This window comes from Methylobacterium sp. J-070, from assembly GCF_022829385.1.
Lineage (GTDB): Bacteria > Pseudomonadota > Alphaproteobacteria > Rhizobiales > Beijerinckiaceae > Methylobacterium.
Map to the genome: position 1 here is coordinate 1 of NZ_JAKSXX010000142.1, position 22,750 is coordinate 22,750.

Here is a 22,750-nt window from a genome sequence, read left to right on the forward strand (position 1 = left end):
TGTCGGGAAGCGGGCGTCTCGTTGCCCATCCCGACCTCGGCGATCGTCAAGCCGGCGCGTCTATCTGCGCTAAGGATTGGCTTCGACTGCAAGGGGCCATACGGCAGCCGGATCGAGCGCATTCGCATCAATGCCGACCCCGCGCCTCCCCCCGGTCTCAGACCTCTCTCCCCACACGACGCTCCTCCGATCTAGGTTGGCGGCGATCGGGCCGCCCATGTTGCCGGGACCGATGAACCCGATGGTCTGTGCCATCCCATTCCGCCCTTGGTGTTGATCGCCTTTCCGACCCGTCCCCTCTTCCCGGGGCCCGACTAGCCCCCCCACGCGCCCTCCCCCGCAGAGGGGGGAGGGAGGGCGCGGGTGGGACAAGGCGCAGCTTCATCACACCACCCCCGTCCGTGCCTTCGAAAAGACCGGCTCCGCCCGTTTCTCCAGCCACCGGGCGATCCGGGCCGGATCGACCGCCTCGAGGGTCGGCGGGTTCCAGCGCGGGGTCTTGTCCTTGTCGATCACCGCGGCGCGGATGCCCTCGCGGAAGTCGCCCTCCGCCAGCAGCGCCAGCGAGGCGTGGAACTCGCGCTCCAGGCAGGCTTCCAGGTTGGGCGCGCCCCGGCCGCGGCGCAGGAGGCAGAGTGTCAGGACAAGGCTCGACGGCGACTTGGCCAGCAGCGTCTCGTGGGTCGCCGCCGCGAAGGCCGAGCCGTCCGCCGCGAGGGCCGACAGAATCTCATCGACCATGTCGAAGGCGAAGCAGCGGTCGATCACCGCCCGGTGCTCCGCCAGGGGCGCCGGGCCGGGATCCCGGGCAACGCGCGCGATCACGTCGCGCACGCCGTCGTCCCCGGCATCCGGCGCCAGCGCCGAGAGGGCCTCGACGAGGCCGGGCAGCGCTGCGGACGGCACCATCGCATCGGCAAATCCGCACGATATCGCGTCGGCGGCGGCCACCGGCGCGCCGGTCAGGCCCAGATAGGTGCCGATCTCGCCCGGCGCCCGGGGCAGCAGCCAGGTGCCGCCGACATCCGGCAGGTAGCCGATGCCGGTCTCCGGCATGGCGACCCGGGAGCGCTCGGTGACGATCCGGTGAGCGGCGTGTCCCGCGAGCCCGACGCCGCCGCCCATGGTGATGCCGTCCATCACCGCCACGAACGGCTTGTCGTAGGCCGCGATGCGGGCATCCAGCCGGTACTCGTCCCGCCAGAACGCCTCGGCGAAGGCGGTCCCCGCGCTCTCGTACAGGCCGCGCAGGTCGCCGCCGGCGCAGAGACCGCGCTCGCCCTCGCCGGTGAGCAGCACCGCGACGATTCCGGGATCGGCGGAGAACCGGTCCAGCGCCCGGTCGATCGCCCCCACCATGCCGTGCGTCACGGCATTCAGGGCCTTCGGCCGGTCGAGGCGCAGGCGCCCGAGGGCGCCGACGCGCTCGACGATGACGTCGCTCATCGGCGTCCCCCGGTCAGCCCGCGGGCGATGATCACCCGCATGATCTCGTTGGTGCCTTCGAGGATCTGATGCACCCGCAGGTCCCGGACGATCTTCTCGACGCCGTACTCGGCGAGGTAGCCGTAGCCGCCGTGGAGCTGGAGCGCCTGGTTGGCCACCTCGAAAGCGGCATCCGTCACGTGGCGCTTGGCCATGGCGCAGAGCTGCGTGGCGGCCGGATCCTTGGCGTCGAGCGCGGCGGCGGCGTGGCGCAGGAAGGTGCGCGACACCTCCAGGCTGGTCGCCATGTCGGCGAGGCGGAACTGCAGGGCCTGGAAGTCGGTGAGCTTCGCCCCGAAGGCGCGGCGGTCGCCCATATAGGCCAGCGCCTTGTCGAGGGCCGCCTGCGCACCGCCCAGCGAGCAGGCGGCGATGTTGAGGCGTCCGCCGTCGAGCCCGCTCATGGCGATCCGGAAGCCCTGGCCCTCGGCGCCCAGGCGGTTGGCGACCGGCACCCGGCAGCCGTCGAAGCGCACGGCCCGGGTCGGCTGGGCGTTCCAGCCCATCTTGCGTTCCTCGGCCCCGAAGGAGAGGCCGGGCGTGTCCTTCTCCACGACGACCGCCGAGATGCCCGCCGGGCCGGCCTCGCCGGTGCGGACCATGCAGACGTAGAGGTCGCTGGCGCCGGCGCCCGAGATGAACTGCTTCTCGCCGGTGAGCACGTAATCGTCGCCGTCCCGCGCGGCGCGGGTGCGCAGGGCCGCGGCATCGGAGCCCGAGCCCGGCTCGGTGAGGCAGTAGCTGGCGATCGTCTCCAGGCCCATCAGGGACGGGAGCCAGCGCCGGCGCTGGGTGTCGTCGCCGTAGGCGTCGATCATCCAGGCGCACATGTTGTGGATCGACAGGAACGCCGCCACCGTCGGGCAGCCGGTGCTCAGCGCCTCGAAGATCAGGGTCGCGTCGAGGCGCGAGAGGCCGGAGCCCCCGACATCCTCGCGGACGTAGATGCCGGCCATGCCGAGCGCCGCGGCCGCCCGCAGGGTCTCCACCGGAAAGGTCTTGTCCCGGTCCCAGTCAAGGGCGTGCGGCGCGATGTGCTCGGCCGCGAATCCGAGCGCCATCTCGCGGATCGCGGTCCGGTCCTCGTCGAGCCCGAAACGCATGGGCGTGGCTCCAAAGGTCAGAACAGGCGCGCCCGGAAGAGCAGGCACTTCCCCTCCCCCTTGTGGGGAGGGGTCAGGGGTGGGGGTGGTGCAGACGGCACCGCTGCGCTTGATCCTGCACCATCCCCACCTCCGGCTCCCCCCACAAGGGGGAGGAGAGACGGGCGGCGCTACCGCATCGTCGGGATGGAGAACTCCGCCCCGCTCTTGATGCCGCTCGGCCAGCGCTGCGTCACGGTCTTGGTCTTGGTGTAGAACCGGATCGAGTCCGGCCCGTGCTGGTTCAGGTCGCCGAAGCCCGAGCGCTTCCAGCCGCCGAAGGTGTGGTAGGCGATCGGGACCGGGATCGGCACGTTGACGCCGACCATGCCGACGTTGACCCGGGCGGTGAAGTCCCGGGCCGCGTCGCCGTCCTGGGTGAAGATCGCGACGCCGTTGCCGTACTGGTGGGTCGAGGGCAGCGCCAGCGCCTCCTCGTAGTTCTGCGCCCGCACCACCGAGAGCACCGGCCCGAAGATCTCCTCCTTGTAGATCGTCATGTCGGGGGTCACGCGGTCGAACAGCGAGCCGCCCATGTAGAAGCCGTTCTCGTAGCCCTGGAGCTTGAAGCCGCGGCCGTCCACCGCGAGCGTCGCGCCCTCGGCGACGCCCTTGTCGATGTAGCCCGCGACCTTCCGCACCGCTTCCGCCGTGACCAGCGGGCCGTAATCGGCCGAGCCGTCGTGCGACGGGCCGATCTTGAGGGACTCGACCCGGGGGATCAGCCGCTCCATCAGCCGGTCGGCGGTCTGCTCGCCCACCGGCACCGCCACCGAGATCGCCATGCAGCGCTCGCCGGCCGAGCCGTAGCCGGCGCCGATCAGCGCGTCGACCGCCTGGCCCATGTCGGCGTCGGGCATGATGATCATGTGGTTCTTGGCGCCGCCGAAGCACTGGGCGCGCTTCCCCGTCTGGGCGGAGCGCACGTAGATGTACTCGGCGATGTGCGAGGAGCCGACGAAGCCCACCGCCCTGATGTCCTCGTCGTCCAGGATCGCGTCCACGGCTTCCTTGTCGCCGTTGACGACGTTCAGGATCCCCGGCGGCAGCCCGGCCTCCAGGAAGATCTCGGCGATGCGGATCGGCACGCTCGGGTCGCGCTCGGACGGCTTCAGGATGAAGGCGTTGCCGCAGGCGATCGCCGGGGCGCATTTCCACAGCGGGATCATGGCCGGGAAGTTGAACGGCGTGATGCCGGCGACCACGCCGAGCGGCTGGCGCAGAGAGTAGACGTCGATGCCGGGGCCGGCGCCTTCCGTGTACTCGCCCTTGAGCAGGTGCGGGATGCCGCAGGCGAACTCCACCACCTCGACGCCGCGCTGGATGTCGCCCTTGGCGTCCGGCACGGTCTTGCCGTGCTCGGAGGCGAGCAGCTCGGCGAGCGAATCGTTCTCGGCGCGGATCAGCTCGAGGAAGCGCATCATCACCCGGGCGCGCTTCTGCGGGTTGGTGGCCGCCCAGGCCGGCTGCGCCGCCGCGGCGTTCTCGACCGCGGCGCGCATCTCGGCCTTGCTGGCCAGCGCGACCTTGGCCTGGACCTCGCCGGTCGAGGGGTGGAACACGTCGGCGAACCGCCCGCTCTCGCCGCCGACGTTCCGGCCGCCGATGTAATGCCCGATCGTGCGCATGCGCGCCTCCCTGTGGTGGGTTCGATTTTGGCCCAACCTAACAGGATCGCTTGAGCGATAAAGCCGGATGCGCTTACAGCCGTTGTGCATCGATGCACAGCGGGAGTGCGGCCATGGCCAAGACCGGGCCCAACTGGGACGATCTCCGGTTCTTCCTGGCGGTGGCGCGCACCGGCACCCTGAGCGCTGCCGCGGCGCGGACCGGCACCGAGCACACCACGGTCGGGCGCCGCATCCGCGGCCTGGAAGAGGGGCTGGGCGCCCGCCTGTTCCACCGGAGCAACCTCGGCTACGCGCTGACCGAGGACGGCGCGAATCTCCTGAGCGTGGCCGAGACCATGGAGAGCGCCTTCCTGTCGGCGAGCGCCGCCACGGAGGCGGCCCAGACGGTCTCCGGCACCGTGCGGATCGGCGCGCCGGACGGGTTCGGCAGCGTCTTCCTCGCACCGCGGATGCATCGCCTCACGGCGCGCCATCCGGGCCTGGAGGTCGAGATCATGGCGACCGCCCGGATCTTCAGCCTGTCCAAGCGCGAGGCCGACATCGTCATCGGCCTGTCCGGCCCGCAGCAGGCCCGGGTGGTGGCGCGCCAGCTCACCGACTACCGGCTGTTCGTCTACGCGGCCGCGTCCTATGTCGCGGCGGCCCCGCCGATCACCGACATCGCGGCCCTCTCGGACCATCCCTTCGTCGGCTATATCGAGGACATGCTGTTCGCGCGCGAGCTGAATTATCTCGGCGCCCTCGGCCCCGCGGTGACGGCGCGTCTGCGCTCCACCAACCTCCTCGCCCAGGTCCATGCCACCCTCGGCGGCGCGGGCCTCTGCGTCCTGCCGGCCTTCATCGCGGCGGCCCATCCGGGCTTGGTGCCGGTGCTGCCCGGGGCGGTCTCGCTGACGCGCTCGTTCCACATGCACATCCACGAGGACCACCGGAAGGCCGCCCATATCCGCGCGGTGGCGGGCTTCATCGCCGGCGAGGTCGAGGCGGCGGGCGCGCTGTTCGCCGGGCCGGCGGTGTAAGCGACGGCGGTTTCGCAGGATCCGGCGGCGCCCTAAGATCGGCCGCCTCCGGCAGGTCAGGACACGAGCCGGGTGTGAGGATCAAACGATGGTCGCCTCGATCGCCCTGCCCCGGCTGATGCGCATCGGCGCCGGCGCCTCGCGGCTGCTGCCGGAGGTTCTTGGCCAGCTCGGCCTGTCGCGGCCGTTCGTGGTCACCGATCCCTACCTGGTCAGCAGCGGCCGGACCGAGACGCTGCTCGAGCGCCTGTCCAGCGCGGGGACCCGCGCGACGATCTTCTCCGAGACCGTGCCGGACCCGACCGTGGCGTCGGTGGAGGCGGCGCTCGCCGCCCTCCAGGCCGGCGACTTCGACTGCGTGGTCGGCTTCGGCGGCGGCAGCCCGATGGACACGGCCAAGGCCGTGGCGGTCCTCGCCCGCCACGGCGGCCACATGCGCGACTACAAGGCGCCCCGCCAGCAGGACGCGCCCGGCCTGCCGATCGTGGCGATCCCCACCACCGCCGGCACCGGCTCGGAGGCGACCCGCTTCACCATCGTCACGGATGAGACCTCCGACGAGAAGATGCTGTGCATCGGGCTGGCCTACCTGCCGGTGGCGGCGCTCGTCGACTACGAGCTGACGCTCACGAAGCCCAAGCGGCTCACCGCCGACACCGGCATCGACGCCCTGACCCACGCCATCGAGGCCTATGTCTCGCGCAAGTCGAACCTGTTCTCGGACGGGCTGGCACTGCAGGCGATGACGCTGCTGGCCCCGAGCCTGCGGCGGGTCTGGACCGATCCGGGCGACCGGGCGGCCCGCGAGGCGATGATGCTCGGCGCCACCCAGGCCGGCATCGCGTTCTCCAATTCCTCGGTCGCCCTGGTCCACGGCATGAGCCGACCGATCGGCGCGCATTTCCACGTCGCCCATGGGCTGTCGAACGCGATGCTGCTGCCCGTGGTCACGGCCTTCTCGGCCCCCGCCGCCATCGACCGCTACGCCGCCTGCGCCCGCGCCATGAAGATCGCCGCCCCGGACAGCGACGACCGCTCGGCGGTCTCGGCCCTGGTGAAGGAACTCGAAGCGCTCAACGACGACCTCGACGTGCCCGGCCCCCGGGAATACGGGATCGACCCGGCCCGCTGGGAGGCGCTGCTCCCCACCATGGCGGCCCAGGCGCTCGCCTCCGGTTCCCCGGCCAACAACCCGGTGGAGCCCAGCGCCGACGAGATCGTGGCGCTGTATCGGCGGGTCTGGGCGGGGTGAGCCCGGGGGAAGCCAGGGCTGCGGAGACTGGCAATCCGCGCCGCGCGTAGCGACGTTGCGGTCACGACAGGAGCTGAAAGCCATGGCGAGCGAGACGGTTGTTCGCGCCCGCATCGACGCTGCCGCGAAGGACCGTTTGGCCGAGGCCCACGAATCGATGGGCCTCTCGATCTCGGACCCGATCCGGCTCCTGATGGTTCAGATCGCGGATGAGCAGCGCCTTCCGTTCGCCGTGAAGGTGCCGAACGCGACGGCGCGCGCAGCCCTCGCGGAACTCGATGCCGGGCAAGGCAAACGCGTCGCCGACGTCGACGCCCTGATGGCCGACCTGCATGCGGACGAGTGAACGGTCGACCCAGTTCGATCGGGACTTCAGGCGAACGGATATCAAACCCTCAGCCTCATCCTGAGGTGCCCGCGTCAGCGGGCCTCGAAGGAGGGCTCCAGGGATCGCGAGACATCTAGAGGGCTCCTTCGAGGCCTCCGCTGCGCGCCGGCACCTCAGGATGAGGATGAGAGTTGGATCGACGCTGTTGAACGGGCCTCTCCGCGCCGCTGTGCGCCACCGCCTGATCCGAGCGTAGCCTCGACACCTGGTACGGCGCGCACAGCGAAGTCTTCGGATAGTCCCGCGGCCCTACTTCGCCGCCGCGGTCAGCGGGCAGCCGCTCTCGGTCGGCGACGCGAAGGCCTCCTTGCCGGGGATGGTCGAGATCAGCTTGTAGAGGTCCCATTCGCCCTTCGACTCGGCGGGCTTCTTGACCTCGAACAGGTACATGTCGTGCACCATGAGGCCGTCGGGCTGCACGACGCCGCCATGGGCGAAGACGTCGTCCACCGGCAGCGCCTTGAGTTTGGCGTTGACCGCGTCGGTCTCGTCGGTGCCGGCCGCCTTCACGGCCTTCAGGTAGGACAGGACCGCCGAGTAGGTGCCCGCCTGGATCATGTTGGGCATCCGGCCGGTGCGCTTCATGTAGCGCTGGCCGAAGGCGCGCGTCTCGTCGTTGGCGTCCCAGTACCAGCCCTCGGTGAGGGTCAGCCCCTGCGCCACCTTGAGGCCGAGGCCGTGCACCTCCGACAGGGTGAACAGCAGCGCCGCGAGCTTCTGGCCGCCCTCGACGATGCCGTACTCGGCCGCCTGCTTGATCGCGTTCGAGGTGTCGAGCCCGGCATTGGCGAGCCCGATCACCTTGGCCTTCGAGCCCTGCGCCTGGAGCAGGAACGAGGAGAAATCCTGGTTCGACAGCGGGTGCCGGACGCTGCCCACCACCTTGCCGCCGTTGGCGGTCACCACCCGGCTGGTGTCGGCCTCCAGCGCCGAGCCGAAGGCGTAGTCGGCGGTGAGGAAGAACCACGTATTGCCGCCCGCCCGGGTCAGCGCGCCGCCGGTGCCCACCGCCAGCGCCCGCGTGTCGAAGGCCCAATGGTAGCCGTAGGGCGTGCAGGCCTTGCCGGTGAGGTCGCTGGTCGCCGCCCCCGTGGTGATGGTGATCTTCTTCTTCTCCTTGGACAGGCCCTGGACCGCCAGCGCCACCGAGGAGGTGGTCAGCTCCATGATCGCGTCGACGCCGTCGCGGTCGTACCATTGCCGGGCGATCGCCGAGGCGATGTCGGGCTTGTTCTGGTGGTCGGCCGTCAGGACCTCGATCGGCACGCTGCCGATCTTCCCGCCCATGTCCTCCACGGCCATGCGGGCGGCCTCGACCGAGCCCTGGCCGCCGTACTCGGCGTAGAGGCCGGACTGGTCGTTGAGGATGCCGATGCGCACCGCGTTCCCGGAGAACGCCCCCGCGCCGCCGCCCTGCGCCAGGGCCGGGGCGGCGCCGACCGACGTCCCGGCGAGGGCCGCCGCCAATACCGCACCGCCGAATGTCCTGATCATGTCGCTCCCCGGCTTACCAGACCGCTTCTCAGGCGGCTCGAGAGGCAGAATAGGTCACGCGGACGTGCCAGGCCACGGCGAGGCGCGCCCGGATGCTGAAGGATCGCGCCCGTTGTGACGGGTCGCCGGACAGGGGCCCGCTTTCAAGCAGTCGCGCCGGGGAAGTTATAATGGCTTAACCATAATTACACGAATCCGCGGGCAGGTTCGGGTCATGGGCGGCAATTCAGCCGCCTCCCGCGCGTGTTCAGGCGATGAAACCAGCCCGTCTCGCCGTCCTCGGCATCGCCCTCGCGGCGGGCAGCGGGGCGGCCTTCCTGATGAGCGGCGGCGACCCGCCTGCGCCGCCCCCGCCGCCGAAGGCCGAGGCGCCGCCGGTGCCGATGACCGACGTGCTCGTGGCCGCCACCGACATGCCCATGGGCCAGGTGCTGCGGGCCGCGGACCTGCGCTGGCAGCCGTGGCCGGATGGCGCCCTGTCGCCGGGCTACATGTCCCGCAAGCTCAATCCGAAGGCCCTCGACGAGACCGCCGGCGCCGCCGTCCGCTCGGGCTTCCTGGCGGGCGAGCCGATCCGTGCGCAGAAGCTGGTGCGGCCCGAGAGCGGCTTCATGGCGGCGATCCTGCCGGCCGGGATGCGCGCCGTCGCCATCATCACCGACAGCCGCGGGACGAACTCGGCGGGCGGCTTCATCCTGCCCAACGACCGCGTCGACGTGATCCGCATCGTCCGCGACGAGGCCCGTTCGCGGGCCAGCAACACCGAGGTCCAACTCTCCCAGACGATCCTGACCGACATCCGCGTCCTGGCGATCGGTCAGCTGATCCAGGAGAAGAACGGCACCAACGTCGTCACCGGCGAGACCGCGACGCTGGCGGTCACGCCCGCCCAGGCCGAGACCCTGGCGCTCGCCAACAAGGTGGGTGCCCTGTCGCTGGCGCTGCGCAGCCTCTCCGACGCTGGGCAGTCGCCCGACGCACCGCCGCAGGCCGACGCGCCCCAGGCGCAGATGCCAGACCCCGCCCTGACCGTCGTGCGCTTCGGCGTCGTGCGGCAGCAGACGCCGTGATCGCCATGACCGCTCCGCTGCCCCTCCCCCGCCGGGCCCGCCACGCGGCCGGCGCCCTCGCCCTCATGGCCGCGCTGATCACGCCTGCGCCCGCTCAGGAACGGTCGACGCTCGGCCCGGCGCCGATGCTGACGGTCGGCTCCGCGGAGGCCGCCTCGACCCGCCGGGTCGAGCTGACCGCCGGCCGCTCCGTGATCGTCGATCTCCCGCGGGACGCCAAGGAGGTCTTCGTCGCCAACCCGGCGGTGGCCAACGCGGTGGTCCGCTCGACCCGCAAGGTCTTCGTGATCGGCATGGCCGACGGCGCGACCTCGATCTTCATCATGGACGCCGAGGGCCGCCAGATCGCCGCCCTGGACGTGACGGTGGCACGCGACCTCAACCTCGGGACCCTGCGCGAGCTGCTGAACCAGAGCATCCCAGGCGGGCGCTTCGACGTGCGCTCCTCCGGGGCCTCGGTGCTGCTCTCGGGGTCGGTGAATTCGTCGGCCGACGCCCAGCAGGCGATCGACATCGCCAACGCGTTCGTGGGGCTCGGAAGCACCGGCGGGGCCGGGGCGGCGGGCGCGGCGAGCGGCGGCGTCGCGGCCGGCGCGCGGGGCGCGGTGATCAACAACCTGACGATCCGCAACAAGGACCAGGTGATGCTCCGCGTCACCGTGGTCGAGGTGTCGCGCAACGTCCTGAAGCAGTTCGGGATCAACATGACCGGCAACTGGTCGGCGCTGAACCCGCTCGGAGACGCCATCACCTCCCCCACGATCAGCAACAACCTGCCGTTCCCGATCAACACGAACTTCCCCACCGGCAACCAGCTCCAGGCTTCCGTGAAGGGGGCCGGCTTCTCGCTTCAGGCCACCCTGAAGGCCTTCGAGCAGGCGGGCGTCTCGCGCATCCTGGCCGAGCCGACGCTCACCGCGATCTCCGGCGAGGCCGCGAAGTTCCTGGCCGGCGGCGAGTTCCCCGTCCCCTCCTCCGCCTCGTGCACCATCGGATCGTGCACCCCCGGGATCACCTACAAGCCCTACGGCGTCGCCCTGTCGTTCACCCCGGTGGTGCTGGCCGACAACCGCATCTCGATCCGCGTCGCCACCGACGTGACCGAGATCGATCCGCAGAACAGCTTCAACTACGTGCTCGGCAACAACTCGGTCGCCGTGCCGGGCACGCGGGTCCGCCGCTCCGAGACCACCGTCGAGCTGCCCTCGGGCGGCGTGATGATGACCGCCGGCCTGATCCAGCAGGTGAACAAGCAGGCGATCTCCGGCCTGCCCGGCCTGATCAACCTGCCGATCCTCGGCGCGCTGTTCCGGTCCCGGGACTACCAGCGCCAGGAGACCGAGCTGATGATCATGTGCACCCCCTACATCGCCCGGGTCATGGAGCCGAAGCAGGTGAGCCGGCCCGACGACAACTTCGTCGACTCGACCGACGGGCAGGCCGTGCTGCTCGGCCAGATCAACCGCCTCTACGGCCGTGTCGCCCCCGCCGCCGCGGCCCCGCTCGGACGCGGCTATCGCGGCCACGTCGGCTTCATCGTCGAGTAAGGTTCAGGACCGGATCCATGACCCGACGCCACCCGCCCGCCCTGCCCCGCCTCGGCAGCCTGCTCGCCGCCTGCGCGCTCGGCGCCCTCGCGACCGCCTGCAAGACCGACCCCGCCACCACCGGCGACATCACGGTGTCGGATTACCGCGCCCGGCACCCGATCGTGCTGGCCGACGGCACCCGCAGCCTCGACGTGTTCCCCACGGGCATCGGCCATCTCGATCCGCGCCAGACCGCCGACATCGACGCCTTCATGCTGGAATATCGCCGCTACGGCCGCGGCATCCTGCTGATGGAAGTGCCCCAGGGCGTGCCCCCGGCCGTGGCGCAGGCCGTCGCGCGGACGGCGGCGGCGCTGAGCCGCCTCGGCGGTCAGAGCGGCGTCGGCGCCCGCGAGATCGCGGTGACCGGCTACGCGGCGAGCGCGCCGACCCTCGCCGCGCCGATCCGGCTGAGCTTCCAGCGCATGCAGGCCAAGGTCGCCGACCAGTGCGGGCTGTGGCCGCAGGATCTCGGGACCTCCAGCTTCCAGTTCGACTACAGCAACCGGCCGAGCTGGAACCTGGGCTGCGCCATGCAGTCCACGGTGGCCGCCCAGGTGGCCGACCCGGTCGATCTGGTGCGCGGCCGGCCCGAGGGCCGGATCGACACCGTCAAGCGGGTTCGCGACATCGGTCAGTTGCGGGATGGCAAGGATCCGTCAACCACATGGCGGCAAGATGGGCAGACCGCCGTCAAGTCTCAGGTCGGCCAATAGAACTGCCTCGTCCAACCCCGACGCCGTAACCCGAACGCCAACCTGAAAGCGCCGTCATGGCAGACCTGTCCGAGACGAGCGAGCGCACGATCGCCCCGGTGCCCCGGATCACCATCCAGGCGTTCTGCGAGACCGGCGAGACCGCCGCGATGATCGAGGGCGCCGCCCTGGACCGGCGCATGCAGAAGGCGCAGGTCAAGGTCCGGATGGGCGGCGGCGCCGCGGCGATCGAGGCCTACCGGCACGCGCCGACCCCCAACGTCATCGTCATCGAAACGCAGGGATCGCGCTCCAAGCCGATCGAATGCCTCGATGTCCTGGCCGAGTTCTGCGACGAGGGCACCCGCGTTCTGGTGATCGGCCACCTCAACGACGTCGCCCTCTACCGCCAGCTGATCCACCGGGGGGTTTCCGACTACCTGATGGCGCCGGTGGAGCCGCTGACCCTGATCGCGGCGATCTCCGACCTGTACACGGCGCCGGGCGTGAAGCCGGTGGGCCGCACGGTGGCGGTCTACGGCGTCAAGGGCGGCATCGGCGCCTCCACAGTGGCGCACAACTTCGCCTGGTCGGTGGCCCGGGACCAGGGTGTCCAGACGGTGATCGCCGATCTCGACATCGCCTTCGGCACCGCCTCGCTCAACTTCAACCAGGACCCGCCGCAGGGCATCGCCGAGGCGGTGTTCGCCCCCGAGCGCCTCGATTCGGCGCTGGTCGAGCGGCTGCTGTCGAAGTGCAGCGACAACCTCAGCCTGCTCTCGGCGCCGGCGAGCCTCGACCGGACCATCGACCTGTCCGAGCCGGCCTTCGACGCGCTGATCGAGTACATGCGGGCGAGCGTGCCCTGCGTGGTGCTCGATGTCCCGCACCAGTGGAACGCCTGGACGAAGCGCGTCCTCACGGCGGCCGACGAGATCCTGATCGTGGCGGGTCCCGACCTCGCCTGCCTGCGCAACGCCAAGAACCTGCTCGGCGCCCTCAAGCACGGGCGCCCGAACGACCAGGCGCCCCGGATCCTGCTCAACGGCGTCGGCGTGCCGAAGCGCCCCGAGATCGGCGCGGCCGAGTTCTCCAAGGCCCTCGAGGCTCCGATCGCGCTCACGATCCCGTTCGAGCCGACCCTGTTCGGCACCGCCGCCAACAACGGCCAGATGATCGCCGAGATCCAGTCCGGCTCGAAGGTGGCGGACCTGTTCAACGACCTCGCGGCCGCGACCCTCGGCCGGCCGGAGGCGCGGCGCGGGCGCCCGAGCCTGCTGGAGCCGTTGCTCGCCAAGCTGGCCAGCGCCAAGCTCCCCGGACGGAAGGCCTCGTGATGCGGCGGCGCTTCGCCCAGGACCCGATCCATGTTCGGTAGGCGGCAGACCGGCGCCCCGTCGGCGGCGCCCCCGCCGGTGCCGCAGGCGCGGAGCACGGCCTCGTCCGTCCCCGCCCCCCGGGAGACGGTGGCCCCGCCCAAGCGGCCGGAGCCCGCTGCGCCGGTCGTCGTCGAGACCGTGCGGTCCGAGGACTATTACCGCACCAAGAGCCTGATCTTCGGCGCCCTGATCGAGGCGATCGACCTCACGCAGCTCTCGCGCCTCGACGGCGAGACCGCCCGCGAGGAGATCCGCGACATCGTCACGGAGATCATCGGTCTCAAGAACATCGTCCTGTCGATCGCCGAGCAGGAGGAACTGCTCGACGACATCTGCAACGACGTCCTCGGCTACGGGCCGCTGGAGCCGCTGCTCGCCCGCGACGACATCGCCGACATCATGGTCAACGGCGCCAACCGGACCTTCATCGAGGTCAACGGCAAGATCCAGCTGACCAGCGTCCGCTTCCGCGACAACCAGCAGCTGATGAACATCTGCCAGCGGATCGTCAGCCAGGTCGGCCGTCGCGTCGACGACGCCTCGCCGATCTGCGACGCGCGCCTGCCGGACGGGTCCCGCGTCAACGTCATCGCGCCGCCGCTCGCCATCGACGGCCCGGCACTGACCATCCGGAAGTTCAAGAAGGACAAGCTCACCCTGGAGCAGCTCGTGCGCTTCGGGGCGATCTCGCCGGAGGGCGCCGAGGTCCTGAAGATCATCGGCCAGTCGCGCTGCAACGTGGTCATCTCCGGCGGTACCGGCTCCGGCAAGACCACCCTGCTGAACTGCCTCACCGCCTTCATCGAGCACGACGAGCGGGTCATCACCTGCGAGGACGCGGCGGAGCTGCAGCTCCAGCAGCCCCACGTGGTCCGCCTGGAGACGCGCCCCCCCAACATGGAGGGCCAGGGCCAGGTCACCATGCGCGACCTCGTCAAGAACTGCCTGCGCATGCGGCCGGAGCGGATCATCGTCGGCGAGGTCCGCGGACCCGAGGCGTTCGACCTGCTCCAGGCGATGAACACCGGCCACGACGGCTCGATGGGCACGCTCCACGCCAACAGCCCGCGCGAGTGCCTGTCGCGCATCGAGTCGATGATCTCGATGGGCGGCTTCACGCTGCCGTCGAAGACCCTGCGCGAGATGATCTGCGGCTCGATCGACGTGGTGATCCAGGCGACCCGCCTGCGCGACGGCTCGCGGCGGATCACCCACGTCACCGAGGTGCTCGGCATGGAGGGCGACGTCATCACCACGCAGGACGTGTTCCTCTACGACATCGTCGGCGAGGACGCGAACGGCAAGCTGATCGGGCGCCACCGGTCCACCGGCATCGGCCGGCCGAAATTCTGGGAGCGCGCCCGCTACTACGGCCTGGAACGCCGCCTCGGCGAGGCGCTCGACGCCGCCGAAGTCGTCGACCGGACCTGAGCGCGGACCCGACCCATGCCGGACCTGGCCGCCGCCACCGCCTCCAACCTGCCGATCGCGGCGGGCCTCATCGGCATCGCCGTGGCGGCCGTGGCCTACGTGGCGGTCCTGCCCCTGCTCGGCGACGAGCGCCGGGCCAGCAAGCGCCTGAAGGCGATCGGCGTCTCCGCCTCCGGGGCGGCGATCCGCGGCGTCGCGATCAACCGGCGCGAGCAGGTCGCCAAGACGCTGAGCGAGATCGAGGCCAAGGCCAAGGGTGCGTCGAAGGCCACCGTCGAGCTGAAGCTCGCCCGGGCCGGCCTCGACTGGACCAAGAAGACCTTCTACATCCTGTCCGGCGTCAGCGCCGGGGTCCTCGGGCTGCTGCTCTTCCTGATCACCGACAGCCCGATCGCGGGTCTCGGGGCGGCCTTCGCGGGGGGCTTCGGCCTGCCGACGTGGCTGCTGCGCCATCTGCGGCTCCGGCGCATCGCGAAGTTCAACAAGGAACTGCCGAACGCCGTCGACGTGGTGGTGCGCGGCATCCGCACCGGCATCCCCGTGGGGGATTGCTTCCGCATGGTCTCGCGCGAGGCCGACGAGCCGGTGCGCAGCGAGTTCAAGACCGTGGTCGAGACGCAGGCGATGGGCCTCTCGCTCGGCGAGGCGGTCTCGCGCATGTTCGAGCGGGTGCCGACCGCCGAGGTGAACTTCTTCGCCATCGTGATCAACATCCAGCAGCAATCCGGCGGCAACCTGTCGGAGGCGCTGAACAACCTCTCCGTGGTGCTGCGCGACCGCGCCAAGATGCGCGGCAAGGTTCAGGCGATGAGCATGGAGGCCAAGGCCTCGGCCTCGATCATCGCCTGCCTGCCCTTCGGCGTGGCGGGCATCACCACCCTGACCAGCCCCGACTACATCTCGCTGCTCTGGACGACGGACACCGGCAAGATCGCCCTGGTGGTGGCGGCGATCTGGATGTCGATCGGCGTCTTCACCATCAAGAAGATGATCGCCTTCGAGTTCTGAGGCTCGCCGCGCGTGTTTCCGGATCCCGCCCCATGATCGATGCCATCGCGGCGAAGCTGTTCGATCCCCGCTTCATGGGGATACTGCTGACCTCCGTGGCGGCGGCGGCGACCGCCTTCGCAGTGGCTCAGCCCTTCTTCGAGACCGACAAGCTCGCCAAGCGGATGAAGGTCGTCAGCGACGAGCGCGAGCAGATCCGGCGGCGCGAGCGGGCGCAGGGCGGGCGCGGCCCGAACCAAGCCACGCTGCGCGTGGCGCCGAAGGCCTACATGAAGTCCATCGTCGAGCGGTATCAGCTGCACCGCTGGCTGGGCACCGACACGGCCAAGCGCAAGCTGATGATGGCGGGCTATCGCGGCCAGGGGGCGGAGACGGCGTTCCTGTTCTTCCGCCTCGTCGTCCCGACCGCCACGGTGATCGCCGCCCTGTTCTACCTGTTCGTGCTGGAGGCAATCGACACTTCCTACCTCGTCCGGTTGGGGCTGGTGATCGGGGCGGCCTACGGGGGCATCAAGGCCCCGGAGCTGTTCCTGGTGAACGCCGCCAAGAAGCGGCAGACGGAGATCCGGAAAGCCTGGCCGGACGCCCTCGACCTCACGCTGATCTGCGTGGAATCCGGCATGGCGATCGAGCATGCCTTCCGGAAGGTGAGCACCGAGATCGCCACCTCCTCGGTGGTCCTGGCCGAGGAACTCGCCCTCATGACCGCCGAGATGTCGTTCCTGCCGGACCGGCGGCAGGCCTACGAGAACCTCGTGCTGCGGACCGGGCTGGACCCCGTGAAGGCCGTGGCCACCGCCCTGAGCCAGGCCGAGCGCTACGGCACGCCGATCGGCCAGGCGCTCCGGGTGCTGAGCCAGGAGAGCCGCGACCATCGCATGAACGAGGCGGAGAAGAAGGCGGCGGGCCTTCCGCCCAAGCTCACCGTCCCGATGATCCTGTTCTTCCTGCCGGTGCTGTTCGTCGTCATCATCACCCCGGCCGTCATCCAGATCATGCGGACGCAGTGACGGCCCGCGCAAAGGTGATCCGCCCCCACGAGAGTGGCTCTCCGTCGGGTTTGGTGGATCATGCTTCAAGGAGGAAGCGGCGACGCAGCAGGTCAAGCTTGGCTCGGCCGTACATGGAGCGCTTGAGCAGCTTGAGGCGGTTGACCTGTCCCTCGTCCTGCCCGCTGCTCCAAGGCAGGCGAAGGCCGGCGCGAACGGCAGCCCCGTCCTGATCGAGGCTGACGGCAAATCTCTCGACCACCCGCACGCCGCAGACCTGGGCGTCGGCCAGCCAAGCATCGAAGGCGGGGATGATGCCAGGCTCGGCCTGCGCGCCGCCGCAGCCTCTGCGAACGATCCGGCAGAACCGGCGGCCGAGATCGACGACCCGGGCGGCCTCGTCATCCTGCAGCACACGCACGACCGCAGCGGCGGCGTCGGCATCGAGATCCTCTGGCTCGCGCAGGAGATGCCACGACAACTGCTTCGGTGAGGGTAGTGGCGGGGATGATGTCGGCGCGGTCGGCGCTCCAACCGACGGCACCTGCAGGCGCCGGATCGTGGTCTTGGCCGGTCGCGTACGCCGCTCGGACAACCAGCGCCGGACCTGCTTCGCTGTGCCGGGAAAGCCGAGCCGGCGAAGCTCACGCCAGAGCTGCATAGCGTTCTCGCAGCCCTCACGGTGGCGGGTGTGCAGGTGATCGAGATGAGGATCGAGGATGCTGCGCCCCGGCCCGCGCCAGCCATGGCGCGGGAAGCGCTCGGCGAAGGCGTACTTGCGCACCGTGGCACGGGCCAAGCCGGTCTCGCGGTTGATCTGCCTAAGCGACTGCCCGGCCGCGCGGCGGCGACGGACATCGTCGTAGCGCACCTCCCATCGCTCGACCGCGGCGGCGCGGGCGAGCGCCTCGGCGGGGGCTCGGGGGTAGGCTTTGGTGCGCCGGGTCGAAGGGATCAGTGTCCCGACCGGAGGTAACAGCTTCAGACGTGGGTGGACGCGGGCGAGCCAGCGCTCGATCATCTGGCGGGTGTTGAGCAGCAGGTGCCAGCGGTCGGCGACCTGCACGGCCTCGGGCGCGCCCAGGGTGGTGCCGCGCGCGTACTCGGTCGAGCGGTCGCGCGCCACGAGCTGGATCTGGGGCTCGCGACGGAGCCAAGCGGCCCAGGTCTCGGCGGAGCGGTCGGGCAGTAGATCGATGGGACGATGACGTTCGAGGTCGACCACGATGGTTCCGTAGGTTCGACCCTTGCACAGTGCCCAGTCGTCGACGCCGACGACCTGCGGCCGGTCGACAGCCGGCAGCGGCACGCTCCGGATTGTCCGCAACAGCGTCGTAGCGCTGGTCGGCATGGCCAATTGCGCGAGCAGCCGGGCGGCAGGCTGGCCGCCGAGTGCGAGACCGGTTCGAGCCTGGGCCTGGACGAGCCGCCGGGTGCGCTGGGCATGGCGGGCGAGCAGATGCGGGAAGCGCTCGGCGAAGGTGTGGCGGGGGCAGGCCGGGTCGCGGCAGTAGAAGCGCCGGACCGCCAGTTGCAGCCGGACCGCATTGCCGCTGACCGGCAGGTCGGTGGGCCGTCGATGGTAGCGGCTATGGACCGACGTGCTGAGGGTCCGACACGTCGGGCAGCGGGCATGATCGTGCCGAGCTTGGGCGAGAACGGTGAGGGCCCCGGGGCCGTCCCGTACGACACGAACGAAGCGACAGGCGGGCAGTGGGCAAAGCAGGGTCATGCCCTGATCTGCGTCCTGACGACGACCTTCGCTACGGGCCAACCGTCACGCTAACTTTCCACCAAACCCGACGGAGAACCACGAGAGTGGTCCGCCCTTTGGTATGGCTTTGAGCCTGGAGGACGGATCGATGTCGAGGAAGCGACCCGCGGCTGCCCCCGCAACTGTAAGCGGTGAGCCCTTCATCACCACGTCACTGGGCGGCCTCGCCCGGGAAGACGATGAGAGGGCGGCGACCCGCGAGCCAGGAGACCTGCCGTCAGCCGTGGTCACACGCGGAGCTTGCCGGGCGGGGTGTCCTGGGAGGTGTCGCGGCGTCGTGGTTCCCTTGAGGACGCGACCGCCGAGGCCTCGTTCGCGGTGACGTGCCACAGCCGTCCCCCGAGGCCGTCCCGTGTCCCGCTTCCTCTCCGTCACGCTCCGGCGTGCGCTTCGCTCGTCCTGTATCGGCAGCGCGATCGTGTCCGTATCGCCGGCCCTGGCCCAGCAGGTCGCCGCACCCTTCGCGGACGCTCCCACACAAGCGGCTGCGGCCGAAGCTGCCGTCAGCCTCGCCGAGATCTCGGTTTCGGCCACCGGGCTGCCGACGCCCATCGCCGCTACGGGATCGAGCGTCACTGTCCTGACCGACAAGGTGCTTGAGGAGCAGCAGCGGCGCACCGTGCCGGACGCCCTGCAACAGGTGCCCGGCCACAACGTAGTGCAGACCGGCGGGCCCGGCGGCCAGACCTCGGTGTTCATCCGCGGCGCGAACTCGAACCAGACCAAGGTCCTGATCGACGGCATCGACGCCACAGACCCCTCGAACCCGAACGGCTCGTTCGACTTCGGCCAGCTGCTGACCGACGACCTCTCGCGTATCGAGGTCCTGCGCGGGCCACAGACCGGCCTATACGGCAGCGACGCCATCGGCGGCGTGATCTCCTTCACGACCAAACGGGGCGAGGGACCGTCGCGGGTCACCCTGCGGACCGAGGGCGGCTCGTTCGGCACCTTCAACCAGTTCGGCCGCATCAGCGGGGCGCAGGACGGGTTCGACTACTCGGTGTCGATCCAGCACTTCCGGGCGGTCGCGACGCCGGTCACGCCGCGCGGCGCGGCGGCCTCGCCCTCAGCCCCGTGCCCGATAATAGCAGCATCGCCTGACGTTCCTGACGATTTTGACAATAGGTCTGCTTGCCGGACAAGAAAAAGGCTCCGGTCATAGACCGGAGCCTTTCGAAACGAAGCTTGAACCGTAGCGATCAGTATGATCGGCCGCTGGCGGTCGAGGTAGTGGCGGTACCGGCGGACGTGGGCACAGTCCCGTCTGTGGTCGTCGCCCGGTTAGCGCGGTGATGACCGACCGCACAGCCGGCGGCGGCACCTGCCACGCCATGGCCGACCATATGGCCGGCGAGACCGCCGACGACAGCGCCCTTCAGGCAGCCCTTGGCCTCGGCCTGTCCGATGCCGGCCAAGGCCGTCAGGGCGAGGATGGAAACGGCGGTCAGCGTGCGCATGTCGAAACTCCGGGATCAAATCGTGCACTGAAACGTAATGCGCCGACATCCCGTTCCGCAGCGGTCCCTGCGAACGACCCACCATCCTAGGCTTGGAATCGCCAGCGTGTCTGATCAGCTCACCTCGGATCCGCCCTGCGCGCTCGTCGTCGACGATGACACCCTGATCCTGATGGATGCTATCCAGATCCTGGAGGACGCAGGATTTCGGGTGTTCGAGGCGATGAACGTCGCCGACGCTCTCGCCATGCTGGATCAGCACCACCGCGATATCCAACTGCTGTTTACCGACGTGCACATGCCGGGCGACCTGGACGGGTTCGCGCTGGCGCGTCGGACAGCCGAGCGCTTTCCGCACGTGGCCATCGTCGTCGCATCTGGGGAAGCAAAGCCCGGCCCCGACGATCTACCCGAGGGCGCGACGTTTATCGCCAAGCCGTTCAGCGCCGAAGTCGTCCACCACCACGTCCGCAAGACGATGCCTGCCGAGAAACACCCGCCACAACTTCGTCGGACATCGCCAAGCCATCCCGACTAGCCACGTCCGCGGCGGGTCGGCCGCTGGCGCCGTCCTGCCTCACCCATGGCTGGCAACTGGGACGAGATCGCGTTTTGCGAACGTCAAAGCAGCCCAGCAATTCCGATGCGTCGGATATCCGGGCTCAGAGCGACGGGATCCGTTCGTCAAACCTTCGCTCAGGCCGCGACGGCACGCCGGGCCATGAGAAGATTAATTTCGCCGGTTGTTCGCGCTCCGGTGCTATCAACGGTCGATGATCGATCGCAACGCCTCCGCGAAGCTCGACGGTGGCCCCTCACAGATGGTCGATCCCATCAGCAGCACGGCTGCTCGCGGGTTCATCGGCTTCGTGCAGGCATCGAGTACCGTGGTGGTGCTCGTCGGCCTCGCGGTTCTCAGCGGGTACGCCCTGCACCGGTCGATCCTGACGACCCTGCATCCCACACTCCAGGCGATGTCGGTGATCACCGCGACCGGCCTGATCCTGTCAGCCGTCGCTGTCAGCGCGAGCAGCCTGGGATGGCGGCGGATCGCCAGCCTCACGTCCGCGCTGGTCCTCGTTCTCGCAGTCGCGATCCTCATAAGCCACACGATCACGGGCGTGGACGCCGTCAGCGGTCCGCTGGCCACGGATCTGTTCGGCTACGACCCGGCCCTGGCTGGGCGAACGTCCATCGCCACGGCGACGGGCCTGTTGCTCATCGCGATCAGCGTGCTGCTCGGTGCTCGGGCGCAAGTTCAATCCTCAGCGATCGGGGATACCTGCGCCGGGCTAGCTGGCTTGATCAGCGGCTTGGCCCTGATCGGCTACGCCTACGGGGTGCGCGATCTCTACGCGTTCAATCCGTTCAACACGATCGCCCTGCACACGGCCACAGCGCTGTTCCTGCTCGCCGTCGCGGCGGTCGTCGTCCGACCGGATCGCGGCACGGCAGCGGTGATCGCCTCCACCCTGGCCGGCGGCTCGCCGACGCGGCGGCAACTCGTCGTGACTCTGTTCATCCCCGTTCTCGGAGCCGTGCTGCTGAGCGCCACCAACGCGCAGAAGGTCGGGCCGGGCATGGCCATGGCCCTCCTCGTCTCTCTCACCGTCGCGGTGCTGATCCTGCTCATCCTGCGGGACGGGCGCGTCCAGAACGACCTGGATCGCGAGCGACGCAGCCGCAACGCCGTCCTCACCCAGGCTCGGACCGTCCTCGAACGGGATCTCGCCGGACGGGTCGAGGCGCTCGACGCCGAGACGCGCGAACGCCTGAAGGCCGAGGACGCGCTACGCCAATCGCAGAAAATGGAGGCCATCGGTCAATTGACCGGCGGCGTCGCCCACGACTTCAACAACCTGCTCACGGTGATCCGTTCGTCGAGCGAGTTGCTGCGCCGCCCGAACCTGCCGGAACCGCGCCGCCTCCGCTACGTCGAGGCCATCGCCACGACAGCTGAACGGGCCGCCAAGCTGACCGAACAGTTGCTGGCGTTCTCACGCCGGCAATCGCTCAAGCCGGAGGTGTTCGACGTCGGCCAGAGTGTGACCGCCATCACCGAGATGATCGGCACGCTGACCGGCGCGCGCATCCGCATCGCGGTCCGCGTGCCCGACGAGCCGTGTTTCGTCGATGCCGACCCGAGCCAGTTCGACACCGCCCTGGTCAATATGGCGGTCAACGCGCGCGATGCCATGTCCGGTGAGGGGACGCTGACGGTCACCGTCGGAGCGCACCCCGGCATCCCGGGGGCAGCCTCGTCCGCCCCCGGCGATGGATTCGTGGCCGTCGAGATCACCGACTCCGGGATCGGGATCTTAGCGGCCGACCTGGAACGGATCTTCGAGCCGTTCTTCACGACAAAGGGTGTCGGCCATGGTACCGGGCTTGGCCTCTCCCAGGTGTTCGGATTTGCGAAGCAGTCGGGCGGCGAGATCCGGGTCAGCAGCACGCCGGGACAGGGCTCCACATTCACGCTGTACCTGCCGCGGGTCGCCGGGATGAGCCGCGCGGCGGTCGTAGCGAGCGCGGTGGAGTCACTGGTCGACGGCCACGGCACGTGCGTGCTGCTGGTCGAGGACAACACCGATGTCGGGGCGTTCGCGGCCCAGGCGCTCGAGGAACTCGGCTACACAACGGTCTGGGCGACCGATGGGGCTCAGGCCCTCGCAGAGCTCGCCGAGGATGCCGGCCGCTTCGACGTGGTGTTCTCCGACGTGGTGATGCCGGGCATGACCGGGATCGAGCTCGGACAGGAGATCCGCAAGCGCTACCACGATCTGCCGGTGGTGCTGACCTCAGGCTACAGCCACGTGCTCGCGCAGAATGGCACCTATGGGTTCGAGCTGCTGCACAAGCCGTACTCGGTCGAGCAGCTCTCCCGCGTCCTGCGCAAGGCCGCGACCTGGCAGCGGCGACGCCGCATCCTGAACGGTTGAGGCGG

General features: G+C 69.9%; 18 protein-coding genes, 1 pseudogene and 1 riboswitch. Of the genes and pseudogenes, 13 read left to right on the forward strand and 6 right to left on the reverse strand.

Going from position 1 to position 22,750, the window contains the following annotated elements; all coding sequences use genetic code 11:
• Positions 1 to 384 precede the first annotated feature (384 nt).
• The 3 genes from MKL01_RS13580 to MKL01_RS13590 form a co-directional block, all read right to left on the reverse strand.
• Positions 385 to 1,446, reverse strand: coding sequence for an enoyl-CoA hydratase/isomerase family protein (locus MKL01_RS13580; RefSeq protein WP_243905745.1), 1,062 nt, complete (start codon positions 1,444 to 1,446; stop codon positions 385 to 387).
• Complete coding sequence (locus tag MKL01_RS13585; protein WP_243905746.1) at positions 1,443 to 2,588, reverse strand: acyl-CoA dehydrogenase family protein; 1,146 nt, start codon at positions 2,586 to 2,588, stop codon at positions 1,443 to 1,445. Before MKL01_RS13585 ends, MKL01_RS13580 begins: the two co-directional genes overlap by 4 nt.
• A gap of 170 nt (positions 2,589 to 2,758) precedes the next feature.
• Positions 2,759 to 4,255: a CoA-acylating methylmalonate-semialdehyde dehydrogenase gene (locus tag MKL01_RS13590; RefSeq protein ID WP_243905747.1), complete on the reverse strand. Its 1,497-nt coding sequence runs from the start codon at positions 4,253 to 4,255 to the stop codon at positions 2,759 to 2,761.
• Between the two features lie 113 nt (positions 4,256 to 4,368).
• Here MKL01_RS13590 and MKL01_RS13595 point away from each other — a divergent pair, with 113 nt between their 5' ends.
• The 3 genes from MKL01_RS13595 to MKL01_RS13605 all read left to right on the forward strand — a co-directional run bounded on the left by MKL01_RS13595 (position 4,369) and on the right by MKL01_RS13605 (position 6,875).
• Positions 4,369 to 5,277 (forward strand): LysR family transcriptional regulator, encoded by a 909-nt coding sequence (locus MKL01_RS13595; protein ID WP_243905748.1) that lies wholly within the window; start codon positions 4,369 to 4,371, stop codon positions 5,275 to 5,277.
• A gap of 88 nt (positions 5,278 to 5,365) precedes the next feature.
• On the forward strand, positions 5,366 to 6,529 hold the full coding sequence (locus MKL01_RS13600; protein WP_243905749.1) for an iron-containing alcohol dehydrogenase: 1,164 nt from the start codon (positions 5,366 to 5,368) through the stop codon (positions 6,527 to 6,529).
• An 82-nt stretch (positions 6,530 to 6,611) separates the two neighbouring features.
• Positions 6,612 to 6,875 (forward strand): type II toxin-antitoxin system RelB/DinJ family antitoxin, encoded by a 264-nt coding sequence (locus MKL01_RS13605; protein WP_243905750.1) that lies wholly within the window; start codon positions 6,612 to 6,614, stop codon positions 6,873 to 6,875.
• A gap of 291 nt (positions 6,876 to 7,166) precedes the next feature.
• On the opposite strand, the gene MKL01_RS13610 is transcribed toward MKL01_RS13605, so the two are convergent.
• Positions 7,167 to 8,411, reverse strand: a complete 1,245-nt coding sequence (locus MKL01_RS13610) for an ABC transporter substrate-binding protein (protein ID WP_243905751.1) — start codon at positions 8,409 to 8,411, stop codon at positions 7,167 to 7,169.
• A gap of 254 nt (positions 8,412 to 8,665) precedes the next feature.
• Between MKL01_RS13610 and cpaB the strand changes: the two genes are divergently transcribed.
• The 7 genes from cpaB to MKL01_RS13645 are packed head-to-tail and all read left to right on the forward strand — an operon-like array spanning position 8,666 to position 16,593.
• On the forward strand, positions 8,666 to 9,481 hold the full coding sequence (gene cpaB / locus MKL01_RS13615; RefSeq protein WP_243905752.1) for a Flp pilus assembly protein CpaB: 816 nt from the start codon (positions 8,666 to 8,668) through the stop codon (positions 9,479 to 9,481).
• Positions 9,482 to 9,486: 5 nt separating this feature from the next.
• Positions 9,487 to 11,028, forward strand: a complete 1,542-nt coding sequence (locus tag MKL01_RS13620; protein WP_243905753.1) for a type II and III secretion system protein family protein — start codon at positions 9,487 to 9,489, stop codon at positions 11,026 to 11,028.
• 17 nt (positions 11,029 to 11,045) lie between these two features.
• Positions 11,046 to 11,786, forward strand: coding sequence for a CpaD family pilus assembly protein (locus tag MKL01_RS13625; RefSeq protein WP_243905754.1), 741 nt, complete (start codon positions 11,046 to 11,048; stop codon positions 11,784 to 11,786).
• A 56-nt stretch (positions 11,787 to 11,842) separates the two neighbouring features.
• Positions 11,843 to 13,102, forward strand: coding sequence for a CpaE family protein (locus tag MKL01_RS13630; protein ID WP_243905755.1), 1,260 nt, complete (start codon positions 11,843 to 11,845; stop codon positions 13,100 to 13,102).
• 30 nt (positions 13,103 to 13,132) lie between these two features.
• The gene (locus MKL01_RS13635) at positions 13,133 to 14,575 is read left to right on the forward strand and encodes a CpaF family protein (protein WP_243905756.1); all 1,443 of its coding nucleotides are present in this window, start codon (positions 13,133 to 13,135) and stop codon (positions 14,573 to 14,575) included.
• A gap of 15 nt (positions 14,576 to 14,590) precedes the next feature.
• Positions 14,591 to 15,583 (forward strand): type II secretion system F family protein, encoded by a 993-nt coding sequence (locus MKL01_RS13640; protein WP_243905757.1) that lies wholly within the window; start codon positions 14,591 to 14,593, stop codon positions 15,581 to 15,583.
• A 32-nt stretch (positions 15,584 to 15,615) separates the two neighbouring features.
• Positions 15,616 to 16,593 carry a type II secretion system F family protein gene (locus MKL01_RS13645; RefSeq protein ID WP_243905758.1) on the forward strand — a complete coding sequence of 326 codons (978 nt, stop codon included), beginning with the start codon at positions 15,616 to 15,618 and terminating at the stop codon, positions 16,591 to 16,593.
• A gap of 58 nt (positions 16,594 to 16,651) precedes the next feature.
• Here MKL01_RS13645 and MKL01_RS13650 read toward each other — a convergent pair whose 3' ends face one another.
• Positions 16,652 to 18,304, reverse strand: coding sequence for an ISL3 family transposase (locus MKL01_RS13650; protein ID WP_243905759.1), 1,653 nt, complete (start codon positions 18,302 to 18,304; stop codon positions 16,652 to 16,654).
• Positions 18,305 to 18,410: 106 nt separating this feature from the next.
• Positions 18,411 to 18,580: riboswitch (cobalamin riboswitch) on the forward strand.
• Between the two features lie 118 nt (positions 18,581 to 18,698).
• Here MKL01_RS13650 and MKL01_RS13655 point away from each other — a divergent pair.
• A pseudogene (locus tag MKL01_RS13655) lies at positions 18,699 to 19,394 on the forward strand (TonB-dependent receptor); the annotation flags it as partial.
• A 154-nt stretch (positions 19,395 to 19,548) separates the two neighbouring features.
• Here the strand turns inward: MKL01_RS13655 and MKL01_RS13660 are convergent.
• Positions 19,549 to 19,806 carry a hypothetical protein gene (locus MKL01_RS13660; RefSeq protein ID WP_243905760.1) on the reverse strand — a complete coding sequence of 86 codons (258 nt, stop codon included), beginning with the start codon at positions 19,804 to 19,806 and terminating at the stop codon, positions 19,549 to 19,551.
• 106 nt (positions 19,807 to 19,912) lie between these two features.
• On the opposite strand from MKL01_RS13660, the gene MKL01_RS13665 reads away from it, so the two are divergent.
• Together MKL01_RS13665 and MKL01_RS13670 are read left to right on the forward strand one after the other, a co-directional pair.
• Positions 19,913 to 20,344, forward strand: coding sequence for a response regulator (locus MKL01_RS13665; RefSeq protein ID WP_313901462.1), 432 nt, complete (start codon positions 19,913 to 19,915; stop codon positions 20,342 to 20,344).
• Between the two features lie 235 nt (positions 20,345 to 20,579).
• Positions 20,580 to 22,745: an ATP-binding protein gene (locus MKL01_RS13670; RefSeq protein WP_243905761.1), complete on the forward strand. Its 2,166-nt coding sequence runs from the start codon at positions 20,580 to 20,582 to the stop codon at positions 22,743 to 22,745.
• Positions 22,746 to 22,750: the final 5 nt, after the last annotated feature.